This window comes from Ramlibacter paludis, assembly GCF_022012305.1.
Lineage (GTDB): Bacteria > Pseudomonadota > Gammaproteobacteria > Burkholderiales > Burkholderiaceae_C > Ramlibacter > Ramlibacter paludis.
In genome coordinates this window covers 541413-563191 of the sequence record NZ_JAKLTM010000004.1, presented here as the reverse complement: position 1 = coordinate 563191, position 21779 = coordinate 541413, and the positions used below count along the sequence as shown (strand labels likewise).

The following is a 21779-nucleotide window of genomic DNA, read 5'->3' as shown; positions in this document are numbered from 1 at the left end:
CTCCCGCCCGCGTCAGGCCAGCGTCCCCGCCGGCGCCCCGGCCAGCGGCAGCGCCACGGTGAAGCGGCTGCCCTGGCCGGCGCCGGCGCTGGTGGCGACCACGGTGCCGCCGTGGTCCTGCACCAGCCGGCGCACGAGGCTCAAGCCGACGCCCAGGCCGCCTTCGGCGCCGCCGGCGCCGCCATGGGCCTGCACGAACAGGCCGAACACGTGCGGCAGCATGTCGGCGGCGATGCCGACCCCGTTGTCCTCGACGTCCACGAAGCCCCAGCCGCCGTCCTGGCGCAGCTGCACGCTGATGGCGCCGTGCGGAGCGGTGTAGCGCGCGGAGTTCTGCACCAGGTTGCACACGACCTGCTTCAGTCGCTTGGGGTCGCCGTCCACCCACAGCGGCCGGGGCAGCGTGTGCAGCGTGAGCTGGTGTTCCTTGGCGGAGACGGCGCCGCCGGAGAGTTCCAGTGCTTCCGCTACCACTTCGTTCAGGTCGATGCGCTGCAGGCGCAGCTCCACCTTGCCCTGGCTGACGTGGGCCGCGTCCATCAGGTCGTCCACCAGCTGGGTGAGCTGGGTGGCCTGGCGCGTCATCACCGCCACGCGGTGGGCCAGCTGCTCGGGTGTCATCGCCGGCATGCGGCGCAGGAAATCCAGCGTCATGGTCAGCGTGTTGAGCGGATTGCGCAGCTCGTGCGCCAGCGTGGTGACGAACTGGTTCTTGAATTCGTCCGCCCGTTCGAGTTCGGCCTGGTTGGCGCGCAGCTCCTGGTGGGTCTTCAGGAGCTCGCGGTTCTGCTGCTCCAGCACGTCGATCGGCGACTGCTGCGTGCCGCGCGAGAGCCGGTCGGCCAGCTGGGCGAGGTCGGCGGAGCTCAGGCGGCGCGCGCTGCGCGGCAGCGCCATCTCCAGCCGCACCACCGTGCCGCCCACGGAAGGCGTTTCGATGCTGAGGTGGTCCACTAGCCTGCGGCTGCCCACGATGCCCATGGGCAGGCGGCCATTGACGGCCGGACCCCCGTTCATGGCGGCGTCGAGGTCGGCGATGCCCGGGCCGTGGTCCGCCACCTGCGCGACCAGCGCCTGGCCGTTGCCGCTTCCGCTGCGGCTCTCGCCGACCAGGAAGGTGAGCGAGCCGCCGCGGCCGTGCTGCACCGCGTTGCGCGCGATCTCGGAGACGGCCGTGGAAAAGCGCGTCTGCTGCATGTGGTCGAGCCCGACCAGCTCGCCCACTTGCCGCGTGTGGGCCCGGATGGCGACCAGGTGCTGGGCAGTGGCTGGGACGGTCAGGATCGGCTGGCGCATGGGCATGGGTCCGGACAGCGTAGCACCAACACGGCCGGGCCGCGCACAGGTACGGCTGTGCTGGCGTAGGATCATGCGCATGCAATACCGTTCGCTGGGCAAGAGCCCCCTGCAAGTCTCCGCCCTCTGCCTGGGCGCCATGATGTTCGGCGACCAGACGCCGCTGGAAGAGGCACGCTCCATCGTCGCGGACGCGCGCGCGCATGGCGTCAACTACCTCGACACGGCCGACGTCTACACCACCGGTGCTTCGGAAGCTATGGTGGGCGAACTGCTGCAGGGCCAGCGCCACGAATGGGTGCTGGCCACCAAGCTGGGCAACAAGATGTCCGGGCGGCCCAACGAGACCGGCTTCTCGCGCAGCTGGATGCTGCGCGAGGCCGAGGCCAGCCTCAAGCGCCTGCGCACCGACCACGTCGACATCCTCTACATGCACCGCGACAACGCGGGCGCGGACCTCGAGGAGCCGCTGCGGGCGATGGACCAGTTGCTCCGCGACGGCAAGATCCGCTACTGGGGCATCTCCAACTTCCGCGGCTGGCGCATTGCCGAGGCCGTGCGCACCGCGCGCGAGATCGGAATGCCGCAGCCGGTGGTCTGCCAGCCTTACTACAACCTGCTCAATCGCATGCCGGAAGTGGAGATCCTGCCGGCCTGCGCGCACTACGGCATCGGCGTCACCTCGTACAGCCCGATCGCGCGCGGCGTGCTCACCGGCAAGTACGCGCCCGGGCAGGCCCCCGGCGCCGACACGCGCGCGGGCCGCGGCGACAAGCGCATCAACGAAACCGAGTTCCGCCAGGAGTCGCTGCAGATCGCGCAGCGCCTGATGATGCATGCGCAAGCGCGCGGCACGACGCTGGCCGCCTTTGCCTGCGCGTGGGTGCTCGCCAACCGCGCGGTGAGCGCCATCATTGCCGGGCCGCGGACCTTGCAGCAGTGGCAGGACTACCTGCCGGCGCTGGAGTTCGCGCTGAACGACGAGGACGAAGCGCTGGTGGACTCGCTGGTGCGGCCGGGCCATCCGTCGACGCCGGGGTATACGGATCCGGCTTATCCCATGGCGCCGCGGCGCTAGTTCGTCATTCGGGGATGACCAAGCTCGGGTCCTCACTCATCCGTAAGCCCCGCTCCTTCGCCTAAACTCGCATTTCGGGCACTACCCCCGCCCGGACGACTGGAAATGCAGGCAAGCTACCGCTGCCGACGTTCCATCCTTGCAACCTGGCGCGACACGATCGCGCGGAGCTTTTGCGAATGAGCCAGCACCAAGCCTTGCGCTTGCACGTGCCGGAGCCCTCTGGGCGGCCCGGCTGCGCGACGGATTTCTCCTATCTCCACGTCTCCGCCGCCGGCGAAATGCGCCGGCCGCCCGTGGACACCCCCCACTTCGACACCCGCGACCTGAGCTACGGCCTGATCCGCGTGCTCGATCATGACGGCCGCGCCGTGGGACCGTGGGCGCCGCAGCTCGACACCCCCGTGCTGCGCAAGGGCCTGCGCACGATGATGAAGACGCGCATCTTCGACGCCCGCATGGTGATCGCGCAGCGGCAGAAGAAGATCTCCTTCTACATGCAGTGCCTGGGCGAGGAGGCGATCGCCATCGCCCACGCGCTGGCGCTGGAGCCGGGCGACATGTGCTTCCCCACCTACCGCCAGCAAGGCCTGCTGCTGGGCCGCGACGACGTGACGATGGTGGAGCTGATGAACCAGCTCATGAGCAATGCGGCCGATGCGATGAAGGGCCGCCAGCTGCCGGTGATGTATTCCTTCAAGCGCGCCGGCTTCTTCTCGATCTCCGGCAACCTCGCCACGCAGTTCATCCAGGCCGTCGGCTGGGCGATGGCTTCGGCGATCAAGGGTGACACGCGCATCGCCTCGGGCTGGATCGGTGACGGCTCCACGGCCGAAGCCGACTTCCACACCGCGCTGACTTTCGCCCACGTGTACCGCGCCCCGGTGGTGCTGAACGTGGTCAACAACCAGTGGGCGATCTCCAGCTTCCAGGCGATCGCCGGCGGCGAGTCGACCACCTTCGCCGCCAAGGGCGTCGGCTGCGGCATCGCCTCGCTGCGTGTCGACGGCAACGACTTCCTCGCGGTCTACGCCGCCTCGCAGTGGGCCGCGGAACGCGCGCGCATGAACCTGGGCCCGACGCTGATCGAGTGGGTCACCTACCGCGCCGGCGCGCATTCGACTTCGGACGACCCGTCGAAGTACCGTCCCGCCGACGACTGGGAACGCTTCCCGCTCGGCGACCCCATCGTGCGGCTGAAGACGCACCTGATCGGCCTGGGCGCCTGGTCCGAGCAGGAGCACGAGCAGGTGCAGAAGGAACTGGAAGCGGAAGTGGCGGCAGCGCAGAAGGAAGCCGAGCGCCACGGCACCATGCTGGACGGCCCGTTCGCCAGCGCCGCCACCATGTTCGACGACGTCTACGAAACCATGCCCGCGCACCTGCGCGCGCAGCGCCAGCAACTGGGAGTGTGAAGAACATGCTGACGAAAACCCAGGACAAGCATCTCGCCGCCGACCAGGCGACCAAGCCCATGACCATGATCCAGGCGCTGCGCAGCGCCATGGACGTGATGATGGAACGCGACCCCAACGTGGTCGTCTTCGGCCAGGACGTGGGCTACTTCGGCGGCGTGTTCCGCGTGACCGAAGGCCTGCAGGCCAAGTACGGCAAGCCGCGCTGCTTCGACACGCCGATCAGCGAAGGCGGCATCGTCGGCGTGGCCGTCGGCATGGCGGCCTACGGCCTGCGGCCGGTAGCGGAAATCCAGTTCGCCGACTACTTCTATCCGGCCTCCGACCAGATCGTGTCGGAGGCGGCGCGCCTGCGCTACCGCTCGGCCGCCGACTTCACCTGCCCGCTGACGCTGCGCATGCCCTGCGGCGGCGGCATCTACGGCGGCCAGACCCACAGCCAGAGCCCGGAGGCGCTGTTCACGCACGTCTGCGGCCTGCGCACCGTGATGCCCAGCAACCCCTACGACGCCAAGGGCCTGCTGATCTCGGCGATCGAGTGCAACGACCCGGTGATCTTCCTGGAGCCCAAGCGCCTGTACAACGGCCCCTTCGACGGCCGCCACGACCGGCCGGTGGTGCCCTGGTCGAAGCATCCCATGGGCAACGTGCCCGAGGGCTACTACACGGTGCCGCTGGAGTCGGCGGCGGTGTTCCGTCCCGGCTCGCAGCTGACCGTGATCGCCTACGGAACGATGACCTGGGTGGCGCAGCAGGCGGCGGAGGAGACCGGCATCGACGCCGAGATCATCGACCTGCGCTCGCTCTGGCCGCTGGACCTGGACACCATCCTCGAGTCGGTGAAGAAGACCGGCCGCTGCGTGATCGTGCACGAGGCCACGCGCACCGGCGGCTTCGGCGGCGAGCTCACTTCGCTGGTGCAGGAGCACTGCTTCTACCACCTCGAAGCGCCGATCGAGCGCGTCACCGGCTGGGACACGCCGTATCCGCACGCCCAGGAATGGGCCTACTTCCCCGGTCCGGACCGGGTTGGCGCCGCGTTCAAGCGCGCGATGGCGGCCTAAGGAACACATATGGGGCACTACACGATCAAGATGCCGGACATCGGCGAGGGCATCGCGGAAGTCGAACTCGTCGAATGGCGCGTGAAGCCCGGCGACACGGTGACCGAGGACCAGGTGCTGGCCGACGTGATGACGGACAAGGCGACGGTGGAGATTCCGTCGCCGCGGGCGGGCACCGTGGTGAGCCTGGGCGGCAAGCCAGGCGAGTTGATGCCGGTCGGCGCGGAGCTGATCCGGCTGGAAGTCGAAGGCGCGGGCAACGTCAAGGAAGCGCCGGTGGCGCCGGTGCGCAGCGAAGCTGCACACCCTGCGAAGACTGAATCGAAACCCGAGCCGAAACCGGAGCCGAAGCCCGAGCCGAAGCCCGAGCCGAAGCCCGAGCCCGTGGTCGTCGCCGCGCCGCGCGCACAACCGCCGGTGGCGACGCCGGCGCCCATGCGCGCGCCGGGCGAGAAGCCGCTGGCATCGCCGGCCGTGCGACAGCGCGCCTGGGAGCTCGGCATCGAACTGCAGTTCGTGCACGGCAGCGGCGCCGCGGGCCGCATCACGCACGCCGACCTCGACGTCTACCTCGCTTCGCGCGGCCAGCCGCGCACGGCCGCGAGCAGCTCCACCTACGTGCAGCGCCAGGGCGAGGAAGCGCTGCCGGTGATCGGCCTGCGCCGCAAGATCGCGCAGAAGATGCAGGAGGCCAAGCGCCGCATCCCGCACTTCAGCTACGTCGAGGAGATCGACGTCACCGAGATCGAGGCACTGCGCAAGACCTTGAACGACCGCTACGGCGCCACGCGCGGCAAGCTCACGCTGCTGCCGCTGCTGGCGCGCGCCGTCGTGCTGGCGGTGGCGGACTTTCCGATGATGAACGCCCGCTTCGACGACGATGCCGGCGTGGTCACGCGGCACGCGCCGGTGCACCTGGGCATCGCCGCGCAGACCGATGGCGGCCTGATGGTGCCGGTACTGCGGCATGCCGAAGCGATGGACCCATGGGCGGCGAGTCGCGAGATCGCGCGCCTGGCCGAGGCCGCGCGCACCGGCAAGGCGACGCGCGAGGAGCTGGCCGGTTCCACCATCACGATCAGCAGCCTGGGCGCGCTCGGCGGCCTGGTCACCACGCCGGTGATCAACCATCCGGAAGTCGCCATCGTCGGCGTCAACCGCATCGTCGAGCGTCCCATGTTCGTCAACGGCAACGTGGCGGCGCGCAAGCTCATGAACCTGTCCTCGTCCTTCGACCACCGCGTGGTCGACGGCATGGACGCGGCGCGTTTCATCCAGGCCGTCAAGGCGCTGCTGGAAACGCCGGCCCTGTTGTTCGTGGAGTAGCCGCATGCAGACGAAACAAACCACCTTGCTGGTGGTCGGCGGCGGCCCCGGTGGCTACGTGGCCGCGATCCGAGCGGCGCAACTGGGCGTGCCGACGATGCTGGTCGAAGGCGAGGCCCTGGGCGGCACCTGCCTCAACGTCGGCTGCATTCCGTCGAAGGCGCTGATCCACGTCGCCGAGCAGTTCGACGCCACGCGCCGTTATGCCGGCAATTCGCCGCTGGGCATCCACGTCGACAAGCCGCGCATCGAGCTCGGGCAGGCGATGGGCTGGAAGAACGGCATCGTCGACCGCCTCACCGGCGGCGTGGGCGCGCTGCTGAAGAAGAACGGTGCGCAGGTCGTGCGCGGCTGGGCCACCATCGTCGACGGCAAGACCGTGGACGTGAAGGCCGCGAGCGGCGAGGACCTGCGCATCCAGTGCGAGCACCTGCTGCTGGCCACGGGTTCCGAGCCGGTCGAACTGAAGGCCGTGCCTTTCGGCGGCAACGTCGTCTCGTCCACCGGCGCGCTGGCCTTCAGCGAAGTGCCCAAGCGCCTGGTGGTGGTGGGCGCGGGCTACATCGGGCTGGAACTCGGCTTCGCCTGGCGCAAGCTGGGCGCCGAAGTCGCCATCGTCGAAGCGACCGACCGCGTGCTGCCCACCTATGACGAGGAACTGAGCCGGCCCGTGCTGGCGGCGCTCAAGCGCCTGGGCGTGACCTTGCACCTGGGCTGCACCGCCGAAGGCCTGGCCGAGGGCGGCAAGGGCCTGCGCGTGCGCAGCCGCCAAGCGGACGAATTCGTGCTGCCGGCCGACCAGGTGCTGGTGGCCGTGGGGCGGCGGCCGAAGACGCGCGGCTTCAACCTCGAGTCGCTGCAACTGGACATGGCGGGCAACGCCGTGAAGGTCGACGACCAGTGCCGCACTTCGATGCGCAACGTCTGGGCCATCGGCGACCTCACCGGCGAGCCGATGCTGGCGCACCGCGCAATGGCGCAGGGCGAAGTGGCCGCCGAATGCATCGCGGGCCACCGCAAGCATTTCGCGCCGCTGGCGATTCCCGCGGTGTGCTTCACCGATCCCGAAGTGGTGGCCGTCGGCCAGACCGGGGAGCAGGCCAGCAAGGCCGGCATCGCCTGCCAGAGCGCGCTGTTCCCGTTCGCGGCGAACGGCCGCGCGATGAGCCTGGAAGGCACCGAGGGCTTCGTGCGCGTGGTGGCCCGCAAGGACAACCACCTGATCCTGGGCTGGCAGGCGGTGGGCACCGGCGTGTCGGAACTGGCCGCGGCCTTCAGCTACGCGATCGAGATGGGCGCGCGGCTGGAAGACGTGGGCGGCATCATCCACGCGCACCCGACGCTGGGCGAGGCCGTGCAGGAGTCGGCGCTGCGCGCGCTGGGGCGTGCGCTGCACATCTGACCCCACCCGGCGGCTTTTGCACTAGATTAGCCGCTGGGCCGGCCCTTCCGCCGGCCACAGGGAGAACACGATCCGCGGCCTGGCACTCGCTCCCCTCGCCACCTTGTGCTGGGCGGGCTTCGCCTACCTGGCGCTGGCGTCGGTGGCCACGTCGCTCTTCGGCACCAATGCCCCGGTGTGGTTCGCCAACGCCTTCGGGGTCACGGTGCTGCTGCGCCATCCCGGCCGGAGCTGGGCGGTGTTCCTGATCGTCTTCTGGCTGGGGGACGCGCTGGCGCTGCGCCTGTTCGGCGACGGTCCGTCGCTGCTGCTGGCCTTGTGCGACACGTTCGAGATGCTGGTGCTGGCGGCGCTGACGCGGCGCTTGTGCGGCCCCAATCCGAGCTTCCTCAACGGCCGGCAGGCCGGCATCATGCTGCTGGCCTTCCTGGCCGTGCCGGCCCTCAGCTCCGGCGCCGGCGCCGCGCTGCTGCACTGGACCGAGGGAGCCGGCTTCCTCGACGCGTGGCGCATCTGGTACTGCGCGTCCGTCCTCGGCCTGCTCGTGGCCACCCCGGTCCTCCTCGGCTGGTCCACGGCCACCACGCGCCGGCGCGCGCTCGACATGCTGACGCCGGCGCGCGCGATCGCGGTCATCGCCGCCATGGCCGGTGCGATGTTCGTGGTGCTGCAGGACGCGCATCCGGCCCTGGTGTTCCTCAGCTTTCCCATCGTGATGGTGACGGCTTCCAGCTTCGGGCTGGTGGGCGTGACGGCGGGCGTGGTGGCAGTGTCGCTCGCCGCCCTGGGCTCGGTGCTTTCCGGCAGCGGCGCGCTGGTGGCCATCGTCGGCAGCGGCAACAGCATGGAGCAGCGCGTGGCGCTGGTGCAGCTGTACCTGGTGACCGTGCTGTTCTCCAGCCTGCCGATCGCGATGCTGCTGGGGCAGCAGCGCCAGCTGGCCGCCGACCTGCGCAGCGCGGGCGAGGCGCGCAGCGACTTCCTGGCGGCGATGAGCCACGAGATCCGCACGCCCATGACCGGCGTGCTGGGCATGATCGACCTGCTGGCGGCGGAGCAGCTGCCGCCCACGCACCGGCGCTGGGTGGAGGCGATGCGCGCATCGGGGCGCCACCTGCTCAGCGTGATCAACGACATCCTCGATTTCTCGCGCATCGAGAGCGGCCGCCTGGAGCTGGAGGCCATCGACTACTCCCTGCCCGACCTGCTGGAGCAGGTGCGCTCGCTGGTGCACCCGCTGGCGGTGGAGCGCGGCTTGGCGCTGGACGTGGAGCTGCAGCCGCACTCGCCGCCGGTGTTGAAGGGCGACCCCACGCGCGTGACGCAGGTGCTGATGAACCTGGTGAGCAATGCCGTGAAGTTCACCCACCACGGCGGCGTGACCATCGCCGTGCGCCAGGTGGAGGACGAGGAAGACGCGGCGCAGCGCCTGCGCTACGAGGTGCGCGACACGGGCGTGGGCATTGCCGGCGCCCAGCTCGACCACCTGTTCGAAGCCTTCACGCAGGAGGACCGTTCGATCTCGCGGCGCTACGGCGGCAGCGGCCTGGGCCTCGCGATCTGCAAGCGGCTGGTGGAGGCCATGGAAGGGCGCATCGGCGTGGAGAGCCGCGTGGGCGTGGGCAGCTGCTTCTGGTTCGAGCTGCCGCTGGTGCCGGGCGACGTGGAGGCGCTTGAGCAGCCGCGCCGCGCCGAGGCGCGCGTCGTGGAGCCGCGCCGCATCCTCATTGCCGAAGACGTCGACATCAACCGGCAGATCCTGGCCGCGCGCCTGGGCAGCCAGGGCCACGAACTGGTGTTCGCCGAGGATGGCGCGCAGGCGCTGGCGCGGGTGCAGCAGCAGCCCTTCGACCTGGTGTTCATGGACGTCCAGATGCCGGTGATGGATGGCGTGGAGGCCACGCGGCGCATCCGGCGCCTGCCGGGGCCGGAGAAGGACATCCCGATCGTGGCGCTCACGGCGAACGTGATGGCGCGCGAGCGCGACCGCTACCTGGGCGCCGGCATGAACGATTGCCTGATGAAGCCGATCGAGTGGGACCAGCTGGATGCGGCGATCGTGCGGTATGGGCAGCGTGGGGCCGCGACTGCCCCGCTGGCGGCCATGGCCGCGCCCACGGCTGCGCCGGCGGAGGTCACGCTGCTCGATGCGGAGACGCTGGAAGGCTTGCGCGCGATGATGGGCGACGAGCAGCTGCGGGCGCTGGTGCGCAGCGGGCTGGCGACCTACCTGGCGAGTTGCGATGCGCTGGCCGGTACGCCATCGGCCACCGAGATCCATGCGCAGATGCACAAGGTGAAGGGCTCGGCGGGCACGCTGGGGCTGGGTGCGGTGATGCGCATGGCGGCCGGCATCGAGGCAGGGTTGGATGAAAGCACCGATGTGCGGCGCGAGCTCGAGGAGCTGCGCGCGTGCATTGCGGCGACGCGCAGGGAGCTGGAGGGGAAGGGGTTGGCGTAATCGGGAAGCCGCGGTTCGGGCTGGCGCCGCTCACCACGGCCTACGTGGAGCGCGTGGCAAGCCGGGGTTTCCACCCCGGCCTACGGGCACGGCTTTCGTAGGCCGGGGTGGCAACCCCGGCTCCCCCGTAGGCCGTAGGCCGTGGTGAGCGGCGAAGCCCGAACCGCGGCTGGCCGCACCCCTACAACTTGGTGAACCCGATCTTCTGCAACATGCTGCCCCACTGCCCGTAGGTGTCCTTGACGATGGCCGCGAACTGCTCCGGGCTCGAGGGCTGCGCCTCGGCGCCGCCTTGCCGGTACTCCTCCTTCAGCTTCGCCGTCTTCAGCACCTGCCCGATCGCCTCGTTCAGGCGCGCCACCGTCTGCGGCGCCATGCCGGCGGGGCCGAAGTAGCCGACCCAGCTGTCGATGTCGACGCCGCTCACGCCCTGCTCGCCCATCGTGGGCAGCTCGGGGAACAGGCTGCTGCGCTTCTGCCCCACCACCGCCAGCATGCGGATCTCGCCGCTCTTGGCCAGCGCCACCGCGGCGGAGGAAGAGGCGAACTGCAGGTGCACGCGGCCGGCGATGAAGTCCTTGGCGACGTCGTTGGCGCCCTTGTACGGCACGTGCACCATGTCGATGCCGGCCTGCTTGCAGAAGATCTCGCCGTACATGTGCGACGAGGTGCCCAGGCCCTGCGACACGTAGTTCAGCTTGCCGGGATGCGCCTTGGCATAGGCCACCAGCTCGCGCACGCTCGTCACGGGGACCGACTTGTGCACGACCAGCACCAGCGGCCCGAGTGCGCCCAGCGAGATCGGCGTGAAGTCCTTGAAGGTGTCGTACTTCACGGCGCCCAGCGTGTGCGGCAGCTGCGCCAGCGTGGACGACGGCGTGTACAGCAGCGTGTGGCCGTCGGGCGCGGCCCGCATCACTTCCATCGCGGCCAGCATGGTGCCGGCGCCCGGCTTGTTGTCGATGACGACCGGCACGTTCAGCAGCTGCCCGAGCTGCTGGCCGACCTGGCGCGCCTGCGTGTCGGTGCCGCCGCCGGCCGGGAAGCCCACGACGATGCGGATCGGCTTGCCCGCGATGGGGAAGTCCTGCGCGGCCACGCGGCCGGCCAGCGGCAGCGCCGCGAAGGCCAGCAGGGCCTTGAGTTTCTGGCGGTGGTTCATGCTCTTGTCTCCTGTCTCTCGTTCAGATGGCGCGCGGCGCGCTGCGCCGCCGCGATGCCGTCGCGCGCGGCGTCGGCCAGCAGCCGGCCCGCGCCGCTGCGGATGTCGCCGGCGGCAAACACGCCGGGCAGGGAAGTGCGGAACTGGTCGTCGGTGCGGATGCGCCCTTCCTCGTCGCGCGCCACCGTGCCGGCGAGGAAGCCGCTGTCGGCGCGCAGGCCGGCGTAGACGAACACGCCTTCGCAAGGAATGCCGCGCTCCTCGCCGTTCACGCGCACGCGCAGCGCGCTGACGTTGGGCGTGCCTTCGATGGCGAGCACTTCGGCGCCGGGCAGCAGGGTGACATGGGGCAGGCCTTGCAAGGCCGCTTGCAGGTAGGCCTGTGCATGCGGCTGCGCCTCGCGAAAGACGAGGGTGACGTGCGCTGCATGCGTGGCCAGCACCGCGGCCTCGCCGAAGGCGGAATCGCCGCCGCCCACCACGCACACCGCCTGGCCGCGGAACAGCGGCCCGTCGCAGGAAGCGCAATGCGAGACGCCGCGCCCTTCCAGCTGCTCTTCGCCCGGTACCTCCAGCTTGCGCCGCGCCGAGCCGGCCGCGACGATCAGCGCGCGCGCCTGCACCGTCTCGCCCTCGCACTGCAGCCGCACGCCGCCGTCCGCCGCCGTGACCGACAGCACCGTGTCCAGCAGGAACTGCGCGCCGGCCTCCTCGGCCTGCTCCTGCAGCAGCGGCCCGAGCTCGAAGCCGGAGATCCCATCGGGCTGGCCCGGCCAGTTGGCGATGTTCTCGACGTTCATCACCTGGCCGCCGGCGCCCATGCGCTCGATCACCAGCACCTGCAGGCCTTGCGCGGCGGCGGCCGCTGCGGCCGAGAGGCCCGCGGCGCCGGCGCCGATGATGGCGATGTCCGTGTTCAGCGCCATGCGTCGACCGACACCGTCGCCTTGTGGCGCGCGCCGTACATCTGCCAGTACCCGTTGGCCTCGCCGCCGGTGACGACGACGTTGATGTCCTCTTCCTCGAAGATGCGCACCGGCGCGTCGTGCGCCACGTTCAGGTACTTCGCCTTGGGTGATTCGCCGAAGGTGGCGCGCGTGTAGACGTAGTTCTGGATCAACTGCAGGTCCCAGTAGCGCGCCGCCGGCATCTCCGCGGTTTCGTGCAGCCAGCGGATCAGCTTGGCCTTCGTGTCGAAGCCGCCGCGGTCGATGAACTGGCGCGCCGTCAGCGGGTCCAGCACGAGCACCGGCGGCGTCAGCGCGTCCGTGCCCAGCAGCATGTCCTTGACGTGCTCGCGCCAGTATTCCTTGCGCAGCCCCAGGCCGAAGGTGGTGGAGCGGCAGCCGTGGAACACCGTGACCGTGCTGTCGGCCGGCTGGAAGCCCTTCTGCACATGCAGCGGCTCCCACGGCGAACGCTCTTCGTTCTCGGCGAAGGTGATGCCGTTGTAGACGTAGTTGTTGCCGATCGAGCCCATGAAGGTCTCGCCCGGCACCGAGCCGCCCTGCAGGTTCTGCGACAGCAGGCTGTAGGCGCGGCCGATGGCGGCGTTGGCGTGGTTGTACGGGCCCATGGCGCCGATGCCGCAGTTCATGCCGATCTCGTTGCGGATCGGGCCGTTCACCACGCTCATCACGGCGGCGGAACTCGAGGTGCTGCCGCGCGCCGAGATGCCGGTGGCGGCCAGCGCCAGGATCACGGGGAAGTATTCCGGCTTCGCCCCGGCCATCACCGCGTTGACGGCGACCTTCTCCACGGTGTATTCCCACAGGCCGCGGTTCTCGGTGGGCTGCATGCGGCCGACCACCTCGTCGGGCTTGCGGCGGGTGCCGCGCAGCATGGCCTGCACGCGCTCCTCGGTCGGCAACACGATGGGCAGGAAGTCGGTCCAGCGGTTTTGCTCGAAGAGGGCGCGCAGGTTGTCTTCGGTGTCGGGCGTGCACAGGCGCGGCGTGTTGCGCTCGTAGGGCTCGTCGCGGGCGGCGGCCAGGCCTTGCGTGAGGCCGGCGACGATCTCCTGCATCACCGGCTTGCCGGTGTACGGGTCGTCGCCCTCGACGTAGGCGCGCAGCTCGGCCTCGCTCTTGCCCATCACCGGCTGCGGCACGAACACCAGCGGCGCCTGCGGCAGCCCGCCCATGCGCGTGACCGACTGCACCACCTTCACGAACTTGTCGGTGTGGATGGCGACCGTGGGTACGCCGTACTGCGTCTCCAGGGTGATCGCGTGGGTCGAGGTCGCCGGCGCGCAGGTGCTGCAGTGGCCCACGCCGATGATGGCGGCGTGGCCTTGCTCGCGGATCTCGGTCCACAGCTGGGGGTCGTCCTTGCCGTAGTAGCTGGCCATCTGCACCAGCTTTGTCTTCACGCCGGGCATCCTGCGCTGGAACCAGGCCTGCACCTGCTTCAGCAGCTCGACGCCGTCGTCGAAGCGGGTGTCGACCAGGTAGACGGTCTTGCCATCCAGCGTGTCGAGCCGCGGGGCGGGCTGCTTGCGGTTGATCTTGGGCGGGTAGCCCACCGGGTTGTGGACGGTCGACAGGGTCATGCGGCGAATGTTCGCAGCGCATCGCCTCCCCATCAATTGAAAAGAATTTCCCCACAGTTAAACTGCGGTTAACACCTGGATTCCCCAATGAACCTGCGGCAGATGGAAGTGTTTCGGGCGGTGATGATGTCCGGCGGCGTGAACACCGCGGCGGAGCTGCTGCACGTGTCGCCGCCCGCCATCAGCAAGGTGCTGGCGCAAGCCGCCAAGGCCAGCGGCCTGGTGCTGTTCGAGCGGGTCAAGGGCCGCCTCATCCCGACGCCGGAAGCGCACCAGCTCTACGCGGAGGTCGACCAGCTGTGGCGCGGCGTGGAGAAGGTGCGCGATGTCTCGCGCGCGCTGTCGCAACCGGCCCGAACCTCGCTGCGCCTGGCCTGCTCGGCCAGCCTGGCGCCCTACCTGATGTCGCGCACGGTGGCGAAGCTCTACGACGCGATCCCACGCCTGCAATGCAGCGTGACGGTCTACCCGCCGGATCGTTTGAACGAAGCCTTGCTCGATCGCAGCGCGCAGCTGGGCGTCGCGCTGCTGCCGCACGAGCACCCGAACCTGGCCAAGGTGAAGTCCTATCCCTGCGGGCTGGCCTGCGTGATGCGCGCCGAGCATCCGCTGGCGCGCCGCAAGCTGATCCGCCCGGCCGACCTGGCGGGCGAGCGCGTGATCTCCTCGCCCGAGAGCACGCCTTTCGGCCAGACGCTGCGCCGGGCCTTCGGGGCCGCCGCCGACAAGATGCACCGGGACTGCGAAACCACCAGCTCCAACTCGGCCTGCTGGTTCGCGCAGGCCGGGGTCGGCATCGCGGTGGTGGACCAGGTCACCATCGCCGGCGGCCTGCTGGCCGGCCTGGAGGTGCGGCCCTTCCAGTCCTCGGAGAAGATGACGGTGAGCATCCTGCGCAACCGCTACCGGCCGATGGGCGTGGCGGAGAAGGCATTCGTGGATGCCTTCGACGCGGTGTGGAAGACGATGGGGTCTTCCTGACCCCACCGTCCACGCATCAGAACGAGTGCCTGACGCCCAGTTCCAGCCCGCTCGAAGCGCCGCCGGGGATGGCCGCCAGGCCGCCGCTGACCGTGTAGCTCGCCTGGCCCTTGTTGCTGATGTGCGCGTAGGTGGTGTAGAGCGCGGTGCGCTTCGACAGGTCGTGCACGTAGCCGATGCCCCACAGGCTGGCGTCGTTGGTCGCGCGCTGGCTGCCGTTGGCGTTCAGCAGGCTGGCGTCGCTGCGGTCGTTCAGGTGCGCGTAGGTCAGGCGGACGCGGCCCACCGGGCCGACCGGCACGTGCGCGCCGACTTCCCACGCATCCTTGTTCACCTCGCCGCCGGTGATGCCGACCCGCACGCGGTTGTACAGCGCGAAGAAGCGGGCGAAGCCGAAGTTGTACGACGCGCCGACGTTGGCGTGGCGCAGTTCGCCGATGGCCGGGCCGGGCACGAAGTCCGACTTGGTGAAGGCGCCGGCCACGTCGAACTTGCCGTTGGTCCAGCCCACGCGCGCGCCGAGGACCTTGCCGTCGTCCGAATTGGCGGCGCCGCTCGGGTTCTCGCCCGTGGCGTACATCGCCATGCCGTAGAAGCCGCCGAGGCCCTTGGGCAGCCAGTAGCTGACGCTGTTGCTGGCGGTAATGCTGGTGGGCAGCGAGCCGGTGCCGGCGGCCGAGAAGGTGAAGTTGCCCGCGCGCGCCACGCCGTTGGCGTTGAACGGGTCGAAGTAGATGCTGTTGTAGTGCGTGGGCACGAAGTCGTGGCCCAGGCGCACCTCGCCCCAGTTGCCGCCGAGGGCGACGTAGGAGTTGCGGTCGAACACGATGCCGGCGCTGCCGGCGTTGGCGATGCCCGCGCCGCTCACCTGGTTGTTGGTGTTGGTGGTGCGGCCGGTGCCGTTGTCGGGGTTCAGGCTGGCTTCCAGCCAGAAGCCGGCATACAGGCCGCCGCCCAGGTCCTCGGTGCCGCGGAAGCCGATGCGGCTGGTCGACAGGCCGCCGTTGCCGACGGCGAAGCCGTGGCGGTCCTTGTCGGCCTTGAACCACTGCAGGTTCACGTCGACGATGCCGAACATCGTGACGCTGGATTGGGCATGGGCGCCGGCGGCGCAGGCGAGCGCGAGCGCGGACAGGGTCAGGTTTCTCTTCAACTTCACTTCTGGGGTCTCCTCTTTCGTTATCGTCTGCAAGGAATCATTCGAACTTGACGTTGTTCTCGCGCACGGTGGTGACGAAGCCGTCGTACTGGCGCTTGAAGAACACGGTGAACTCCGCCGGCGTCATGCCGTAGGCGGAGAAGCCCTGGCCGACCAGCTGGTCGCGCACGTCGGGCCGCGCCAGCGCGGCGCGCAGGCCGGCGCTGAGCTTCTCGGTGACGTCGGCGGGCAGGCCGGGCGGGCCGAAGAAGCCGGCCCAGGGCGTGATGGTGAGGTTCTTCGCGATGCCCAGTTCGGCGGCGGTGGGCACGTCGGGCAGCAGCGGGCTGCGCTTGGGCAGCAGGGTCACCAGCGCCTTGACCTTGCCGTCCTTCACCATGCCGGGCATCAGCGTGCCGGTGGAGAACATCATCTGGATGTTGCCGCTCACCAGGTCGGTCAGCGCCTGCGTGTCGCCCTTGTAGCGCGCGTTCACCACCTTGGCGTTCTTCGTGGCCAGCAGTTGCAGCATGGCGAGCTCGGAGGCGCTGTTGCTGGAACCCGAGCTGTACTTGGCGGGGTTGGCGGCCACGGTGTCGAGGAACTCGTTGAGGGTCTTCGCGGGCACGGTGGGCGACACCGCGAGGAACATCGAGAACTCGCCCGCGGAGGACAAGGGCGTGAACTGCTTGAACGGGTCGTACGGCGCGTTCGGGCGCAGCGCCGGCACGGCCACCATGGCGGTGTTGGTTCCCAGCAGGAAGGTGTAGCCGTCGGCCGGCGCCTTGATCACTTCCTGCGCGGAGATGATGCCGTCGGCGCCGGGCTTGTTGTCGACGATCACCTGCTGCCCGAGTTCGGCGGACAGGCCCTTGGCGATGGTGCGCGCCAGCACGTCGGCGGCGCCGCCGGCGGTGAAGCCGACGACGAGCCGGATCGGCTTGCTGGGATAGGGCTGGGCGTTTGCGGTGCACAGGGCCAGGGTGGCGGCGAGCGCTGCCAGGAAGGACTTCATCGCTTGTCTCCGTTTATTTGCGGGTGATCGTCACGATGCCGTTGTCGGCATCCACCTTGACCCAGTCGCCGGTGCGGATCACCTCCAGCGGGTCCCGGTCGAAGTCGGTCATCGCCGGTGCATGGCTCACCACGGTGCCAAGCGCCACCTTGGTGGTCATCTGGTTGAACAGCCAGGCCGCCGGTGCGGTGCCCATCAGGCGCGCCACGTGGAACTGCGCCGACCAGCCCGACGAGCCCTTGGCGCCCGGGAACACCAGCACCTTGCCGGCGAAGCTCTGGCCGCGCAGTTCGTGCCGCGTCTCGATGACGGTGCCGTTGCGCGGATCGACGCCGCCCCAGCCGGAGATCGGCTGCGTGGTGACCAGCGCCTCGCCCTCGGCGACGCCGGGCACGACGCAGCGGCCGCGGATGACGATGGTGGTTTCGGTGGCGGTGTTCATGCTGCGTTCCATTGGCCGGTGCAGGCGGCGTCTATGCATTGGGCGGTGGTGCCGAACCAGGCCTGCAGGCCCAGGATGGCGGGCAGGTAGTGCGCCTGCTTGGCCGAATCGAGCGCGACGACCTGGGTGCCCGGCGGCACGGCGCGGCTCATCGCGGAGCAGCTGTCGGTCATGATCTTGCCGCCGGCCGCCTCGATGATCGCCGTGTAGCCGTTGCGGGTGGCGATCTCCTTGATCGCGCGCGGCGTGAAGATCCACAGCGCGGAGTTCGCGTGCACCTTGCGGCCTTCCAGCAGTTGCGCCGCTTCCCAGATCTGCTCGATCGTGTAGTGCGGGCAGCCGAGCATCACGTAGTCGACCTTGCGGTCCGTGCCGTTGGCGTTGATGCGCTCCAGCGTGGCCGCGCGTTCGCGCGCGCCGTAGTGCCGCACCTCGCTGGCCTTGTTGCCGCCGAAGGCCTGTTCCAGCGTGTTGGCTTCCGGCGTGACGCCCACCAGGTGGTACATCTCGACGCCGCCCGACGACGAGGCCGCGGCGCCGAAGTGCTTCAGCTTCGGCAGGTTGGGCACCTGCCGCACGCCGGTGACCACGGGCACGCGCTCCTGCACCCAGTCGCCCATCCAGTAGCCGAACAGGCCCCAGTCCTCGACCGACTCCACCGGGATGTCCAGGTGCACGCCCAGGGTGCCGCGCCGGCCCTCGTCGCGGTGGAAGCCCCAGTCGGGGATGCGCTGCGTGAGCATCGCGCAGCTGGTGCTTTCGCGGCCTTCGGTGTTGGTGCGCGCGCCCAGCGCGGAGTTGGCGAACACCACGGCCGACGATTCCATCCACGCCAGGTGCTCGCCGCGCGTGGGCACGTTGCCGACCTGGTAAGGCGTGCAGGTGTTCAGGATCTGCACGCCCATCTTGGCGGCGGCGGCTTCGCTCTTCTTGTAGAACTGCACGATCTCCTCGCTCACGCCCATCTCCACCGGATGGTGCGGATCGAAGCCCAGTTGCAGGTGCGAGCTGAAGGCCTTGACCTTGGGCGTGACGACCACGTCCTGGCTGTCGAGGTTGAATTCGCTGAACACCGCGTCGAGGCCGCCCTTCTGGATCGCGAAGTCGCGCAGGAAGGGCGTGGTCGCGGTGACGGTGCCGCAGACGTTGCGGGTCTCCACCAGTGCCTCGGCGCCGAGCGCCTCGCCGTAGCGGATCAACAGGTCCATCGCCTTGGCGACGGCAGCGCCCTCGGCGCCGTCGCGCATGGCTTTCTCGGCGTCGGTCAGGCGCATGCCTGCTCCTTGGCCGCGGCGGCTACGGCCTCCTTGCGCGGACGCAGGTAGGCGCCTTGCGCCAGCAGCGCCTGCTGCAGTTCGTCGATGTCGACGTTGCGCGCCTCGATGCCGTGCTTGACGGCGATGGCCGCGGCGACGCCCGCCGCCTGGCCGGTCAGCCAGCACTGCGGGATCTCGCGCATGAAGCCGTGCGAGTTGCGGTCGCAGCTGATGTGGCGGCCCACGGCCAGCAGGCCGTCGAGCTTCTCCGGCACCAGCGCGCCGTAGGGAATCGAGATGTTGGGGAACTTGGGCGAGACGGCCGGCGTGACCGCGACTTCGTCCGGCAGCGCCGTGCCTTCGCTCCAGCGGCTGCGCAGCACGGCGTCCACGCCCTTCAGGCGGCGCGCGTGGCGCACGCCGATCTGCGGCGCCGACAGCATCATGTAGGCATTCTCGAAGCCGGGCGCGTGCGCGCGGTAGTACTCGAGGTGGGCGGCCATGGCGCGGTGCGAGCGCACTTCGACCGCGGTGAGGTCGTCGACGTCGAGCGCCGAGTAGCCGGATTGGCGCGGGCCCATGAAGAGGGCGATGTCGTCGCGCCAGGACACGAAGGGCCGCTCGAACAGGCCGCAGGTCTCGCGCCCGCCGGCCATGAAGGCGGTGAACTCCTCCGGCTGGCCGGAGCGGAAGGCGATCCACCTGGCCATGTCGACGCCGCCGAACAGCCAGGCGGTGTTCATGCAGTGGTGCACGTCGGCTTCCTCGATGTCGTTGACGTAGGCGGCGCCGGCGCGTGCGAACAGGTCGCCGTCGCCGGTGGCGTCGATCACCACCTTGGCGCGGATCGCCATGCGGCCTTCCTTGCTCTCGAAGGTGGCGCCGGCGACCTTGCCGTTCTCCATGAGGGGCATCGCGGCCCACGAGTGGTAGACCAGCTTGACGCCGCGCTCGATCAGCAGCTCCTGCGACAGCAGCTTCAGGCGCTCGGGATCGATGGTGGGCGACCAGGTGACGATGCCGTGGTAGGCCGCGGTGCGGAAGGACCAGTGGTGCGCCTTGTCCTTGTCCTGCGAGCCCCAGTCTTCCGGCGCCGGGCCGGCGACGGCGTCGGCCGGCAGGCGGTCGAACAGTTCCTCGGCGAAGCCGCGGATCACCAGCTTGCCTTCCCAGTCGGTCATGCGGTCGATCCAGATCACCAGGCCGCCGGTCGACAGGCCGCCCAGGTGGTTGTAGCGCTCCAGCAGCACGACGTCGGCGCCTTCGCGCGCGGCGGCCGCAGCGGCGGCGCAGCCCGAGGGGCCGCCGCCCACCACCAGCACGTCGCAGTCTCGGTACACGGTGACGTCGCGACCGGGCTCGTGCACGGTGCCCAGGTCCTGGCGCGGCTCCTTGGCGTCGCGCTCGAAGATGTCGGATTGCAGGATGCGTTCGTCGGTGCGCGTGAGGCGCTGCATCGCGGGAAGTTGCTTGTCGGTCATTTCGCGTTCACTTGACGGTTTGGCGGGTGAGGACGGCGCCTTGCGCCAGCGGGCCGACGTTGCGGCGGTAGATCTGCAGCCAGCCGCGGTCGAAGAGTGGCTGGGGCTGCTGCCACTGCGAACGGCGCGCGGCCAGTTCGCTGTCGGGAATCTCGAGGTCGACCCGGCGCGTGTCCAGGTCGACGGTGACGGTGTCGCCGTCGTGCACCAGCGCGAGCGGGCCGCCGAGCGCCGCTTCGGGCGCGACTTCGGCGACGACGAGGCCCTTGCAGACCAGGCCGGAGAGGTGGCCGTCGGTGAGCATCGCGACCTGGTCGCCCATGCCGGCGCCGTCGATGGCGAACACGACGCGCGAGGCGCCGCCGCCCATGGCGGGGCCGCCGCAGGCGCCGGCGCCGCGCATCACGATCACCGAGCCGGGCGCGATGGACCTGGCCTTGAGCGCGGCGACGGCGGCGTCCGACGTGTCGAAGCAGACCGCCGGGCCGGTGAACTTGCGCACCTTGCGCTCGGTGATGCCGACCTTGATCAGGCTGCCTTCGGGCGCGAGGTTGCCGCGCAGCAGGATGATGGCGGGGCGCGGCGCGACGGGTCGCTCGATGGGGCGGATCACTTCGTCGTTGGCGACGACGAAGTCGTGCACATTGGCGGCGACGTCGCGGCCGGTGACGGTGAGGGCCTGCGTGCACAGCAGCGGCAGCAATTGCTTCATCAGCGCGCGGCAGCCGCCGGCGGCTTCGAATTCCTCGATCAGGTGCTCGCCGATGGGGCGCAGGCCGGCCAGCACCGGCGTCTGCGGGCCGAGCTTCTCGAACAGGCCGTAGACGTCGACGCCGTTCTCCGCTTCGGTGGCGACGGCCTGCAGGTGCTTCACCGCGTTGAGCGAGCCGCCGATGGACAGCACGGCCTTCACCGCATTGGAGAAAGCGCCCGGCGTCAGGATGTCGCGCGGCTTGAGGTCGTCCCACACCATCTGCACGATGCGGGCGCCCGCGGCCTTCGCATCGTCGAACATCTTCGGCGACAGCGCGGCCACCGGCGCGCTGCCCGGAAGCGCCATGCCCAGCGCTTCGCAGACCACGTGCATGGTGTTCGCGGTGCCCAGGCCCGAGCAGACGCCGGGCGAGCGGATCGCGCAGCGGCTCATGCCGACCACGTCCTCGGTGGAAGTGCCGCCGCCGATCTGCGCGTGCATCGAGTGGATGAACACTTCCTCGATGTCGACGTGCTGGCCTTTGTATTCGCCGCTGGCCTGGTAGCCGCAGGGGACCAGGATGGTCGGGACATTGAGGCGCGCCGCGGCCATCAGCTGGCCGGGAACGGTCTTGTCGCAGGAGGTGAGGCAGACCATGCCATCGAGCTGCGCGCCTTCGACCGCGACCTCGATGTCGTTGGTGACCAGGTCGCGCGATGCCAGCATGTAGGCGCCGCGGGCGCCGGCGCCGGTGACGAAGTCGCTGGGCGCGGCGGTGCGGATCTCGAAGGGCACGCCGCCGGCGGCGCGGATCGCTTCCTTGACCACCTTGGCCACCTGGTCGAGGTGGCTGTAGCAGGCGGCGAGCTCCGAGCTGCTGTTGACGACCGCGATCTTGGGCTTCTCGCAGTCCTCTTCCGGGATGCCCATGGCCTGCCACTGGGCGTTGCGCACGGCCCAGAGGTAGGAGCCGCGGGGGAAATTGCTGCGCAGCTTGCGCGCGGGGGCGTTCATGGC

17 protein-coding genes are annotated in these 21779 nt (G+C 69.9%); 7 read left to right on the top strand and 10 right to left on the bottom strand.

The window, feature by feature from the left end:
- Positions 1-12 precede the first annotated feature (12 nt).
- Positions 13-1296 carry a sensor histidine kinase gene (locus LZ009_RS16425; RefSeq protein WP_275699029.1) on the bottom strand — a complete coding sequence of 428 codons (1284 nt, stop codon included), beginning with the start codon at positions 1294-1296 and terminating at the stop codon, positions 13-15.
- Positions 1297-1375: 79 nt separating this feature from the next.
- On the opposite strand from LZ009_RS16425, the gene LZ009_RS16420 reads away from it, so the two are divergent.
- The 6 genes from LZ009_RS16420 (at position 1376) to LZ009_RS16395 (ending at position 10042) form a co-directional block, all read left to right on the top strand.
- Positions 1376-2374, top strand: a complete 999-nt coding sequence (locus tag LZ009_RS16420; RefSeq protein ID WP_275699028.1) for an aldo/keto reductase — start codon at positions 1376-1378, stop codon at positions 2372-2374.
- Positions 2375-2553: 179 nt separating this feature from the next.
- Positions 2554-3789, top strand: a complete 1236-nt coding sequence (locus tag LZ009_RS16415; protein ID WP_275699027.1) for a 3-methyl-2-oxobutanoate dehydrogenase (2-methylpropanoyl-transferring) subunit alpha — start codon at positions 2554-2556, stop codon at positions 3787-3789.
- A gap of 5 nt (positions 3790-3794) precedes the next feature.
- Complete coding sequence (locus LZ009_RS16410; RefSeq protein ID WP_275699026.1) at positions 3795-4853, top strand: alpha-ketoacid dehydrogenase subunit beta; 1059 nt, start codon at positions 3795-3797, stop codon at positions 4851-4853.
- 9 nt (positions 4854-4862) lie between these two features.
- On the top strand, positions 4863-6179 hold the full coding sequence (locus LZ009_RS16405) for a dihydrolipoamide acetyltransferase family protein (RefSeq protein WP_275699025.1): 1317 nt from the start codon (positions 4863-4865) through the stop codon (positions 6177-6179).
- A 4-nt stretch (positions 6180-6183) separates the two neighbouring features.
- A complete protein-coding gene (gene lpdA, locus LZ009_RS16400) occupies positions 6184-7581 on the top strand; it encodes a dihydrolipoyl dehydrogenase (RefSeq protein ID WP_275699024.1) in 1398 nt (465 codons plus the stop codon).
- A 103-nt stretch (positions 7582-7684) separates the two neighbouring features.
- Positions 7685-10042, top strand: coding sequence for a hybrid sensor histidine kinase/response regulator (locus LZ009_RS16395; protein ID WP_275699023.1), 2358 nt, complete (start codon positions 7685-7687; stop codon positions 10040-10042).
- 181 nt (positions 10043-10223) lie between these two features.
- On the opposite strand, the gene LZ009_RS16390 is transcribed toward LZ009_RS16395, so the two are convergent.
- Genes LZ009_RS16390 through LZ009_RS16380 form a run of 3 tightly spaced genes read right to left on the bottom strand, consistent with a single transcriptional unit; the run spans position 10224 to position 13755 of the window.
- A complete protein-coding gene (locus LZ009_RS16390) occupies positions 10224-11204 on the bottom strand; it encodes a Bug family tripartite tricarboxylate transporter substrate binding protein (RefSeq protein ID WP_275699022.1) in 981 nt (326 codons plus the stop codon).
- Complete coding sequence (locus tag LZ009_RS16385) at positions 11201-12130, bottom strand: NAD(P)/FAD-dependent oxidoreductase (protein WP_275699021.1); 930 nt, start codon at positions 12128-12130, stop codon at positions 11201-11203. The genes LZ009_RS16390 and LZ009_RS16385 overlap by 4 nt, the downstream gene beginning before the upstream one ends.
- The gene (locus tag LZ009_RS16380; RefSeq protein WP_275699020.1) at positions 12121-13755 is read right to left on the bottom strand and encodes a UGSC family (seleno)protein; all 1635 of its coding nucleotides are present in this window, start codon (positions 13753-13755) and stop codon (positions 12121-12123) included. Before LZ009_RS16380 ends, LZ009_RS16385 begins: the two co-directional genes overlap by 10 nt.
- A gap of 87 nt (positions 13756-13842) precedes the next feature.
- Between LZ009_RS16380 and LZ009_RS16375 the strand changes: the two genes are divergently transcribed.
- The gene (locus LZ009_RS16375; RefSeq protein WP_275699019.1) at positions 13843-14736 is read left to right on the top strand and encodes a LysR substrate-binding domain-containing protein; all 894 of its coding nucleotides are present in this window, start codon (positions 13843-13845) and stop codon (positions 14734-14736) included.
- Between the two features lie 16 nt (positions 14737-14752).
- On the opposite strand, the gene LZ009_RS16370 is transcribed toward LZ009_RS16375, so the two are convergent.
- Genes LZ009_RS16370 through ilvD form a run of 6 tightly spaced genes read right to left on the bottom strand, consistent with a single transcriptional unit; the run spans position 14753 to position 21776 of the window.
- Complete coding sequence (locus LZ009_RS16370; RefSeq protein WP_275699018.1) at positions 14753-15895, bottom strand: porin; 1143 nt, start codon at positions 15893-15895, stop codon at positions 14753-14755.
- Between the two features lie 37 nt (positions 15896-15932).
- Positions 15933-16889, bottom strand: coding sequence for a Bug family tripartite tricarboxylate transporter substrate binding protein (locus tag LZ009_RS16365; protein ID WP_275699017.1), 957 nt, complete (start codon positions 16887-16889; stop codon positions 15933-15935).
- Between the two features lie 13 nt (positions 16890-16902).
- A complete protein-coding gene (locus LZ009_RS16360; RefSeq protein ID WP_275699016.1) occupies positions 16903-17331 on the bottom strand; it encodes an aconitase X swivel domain-containing protein in 429 nt (142 codons plus the stop codon).
- Positions 17328-18605, bottom strand: a complete 1278-nt coding sequence (locus LZ009_RS16355) for an aconitase X catalytic domain-containing protein (protein ID WP_275699015.1) — start codon at positions 18603-18605, stop codon at positions 17328-17330. Before LZ009_RS16355 ends, LZ009_RS16360 begins: the two co-directional genes overlap by 4 nt.
- The gene (locus tag LZ009_RS16350) at positions 18596-20068 is read right to left on the bottom strand and encodes an FAD-dependent oxidoreductase (RefSeq protein ID WP_275699014.1); all 1473 of its coding nucleotides are present in this window, start codon (positions 20066-20068) and stop codon (positions 18596-18598) included. The genes LZ009_RS16355 and LZ009_RS16350 overlap by 10 nt, the downstream gene beginning before the upstream one ends.
- A gap of 7 nt (positions 20069-20075) precedes the next feature.
- The gene (gene ilvD / locus LZ009_RS16345) at positions 20076-21776 is read right to left on the bottom strand and encodes a dihydroxy-acid dehydratase (protein ID WP_275699013.1); all 1701 of its coding nucleotides are present in this window, start codon (positions 21774-21776) and stop codon (positions 20076-20078) included.
- Positions 21777-21779: the final 3 nt, after the last annotated feature.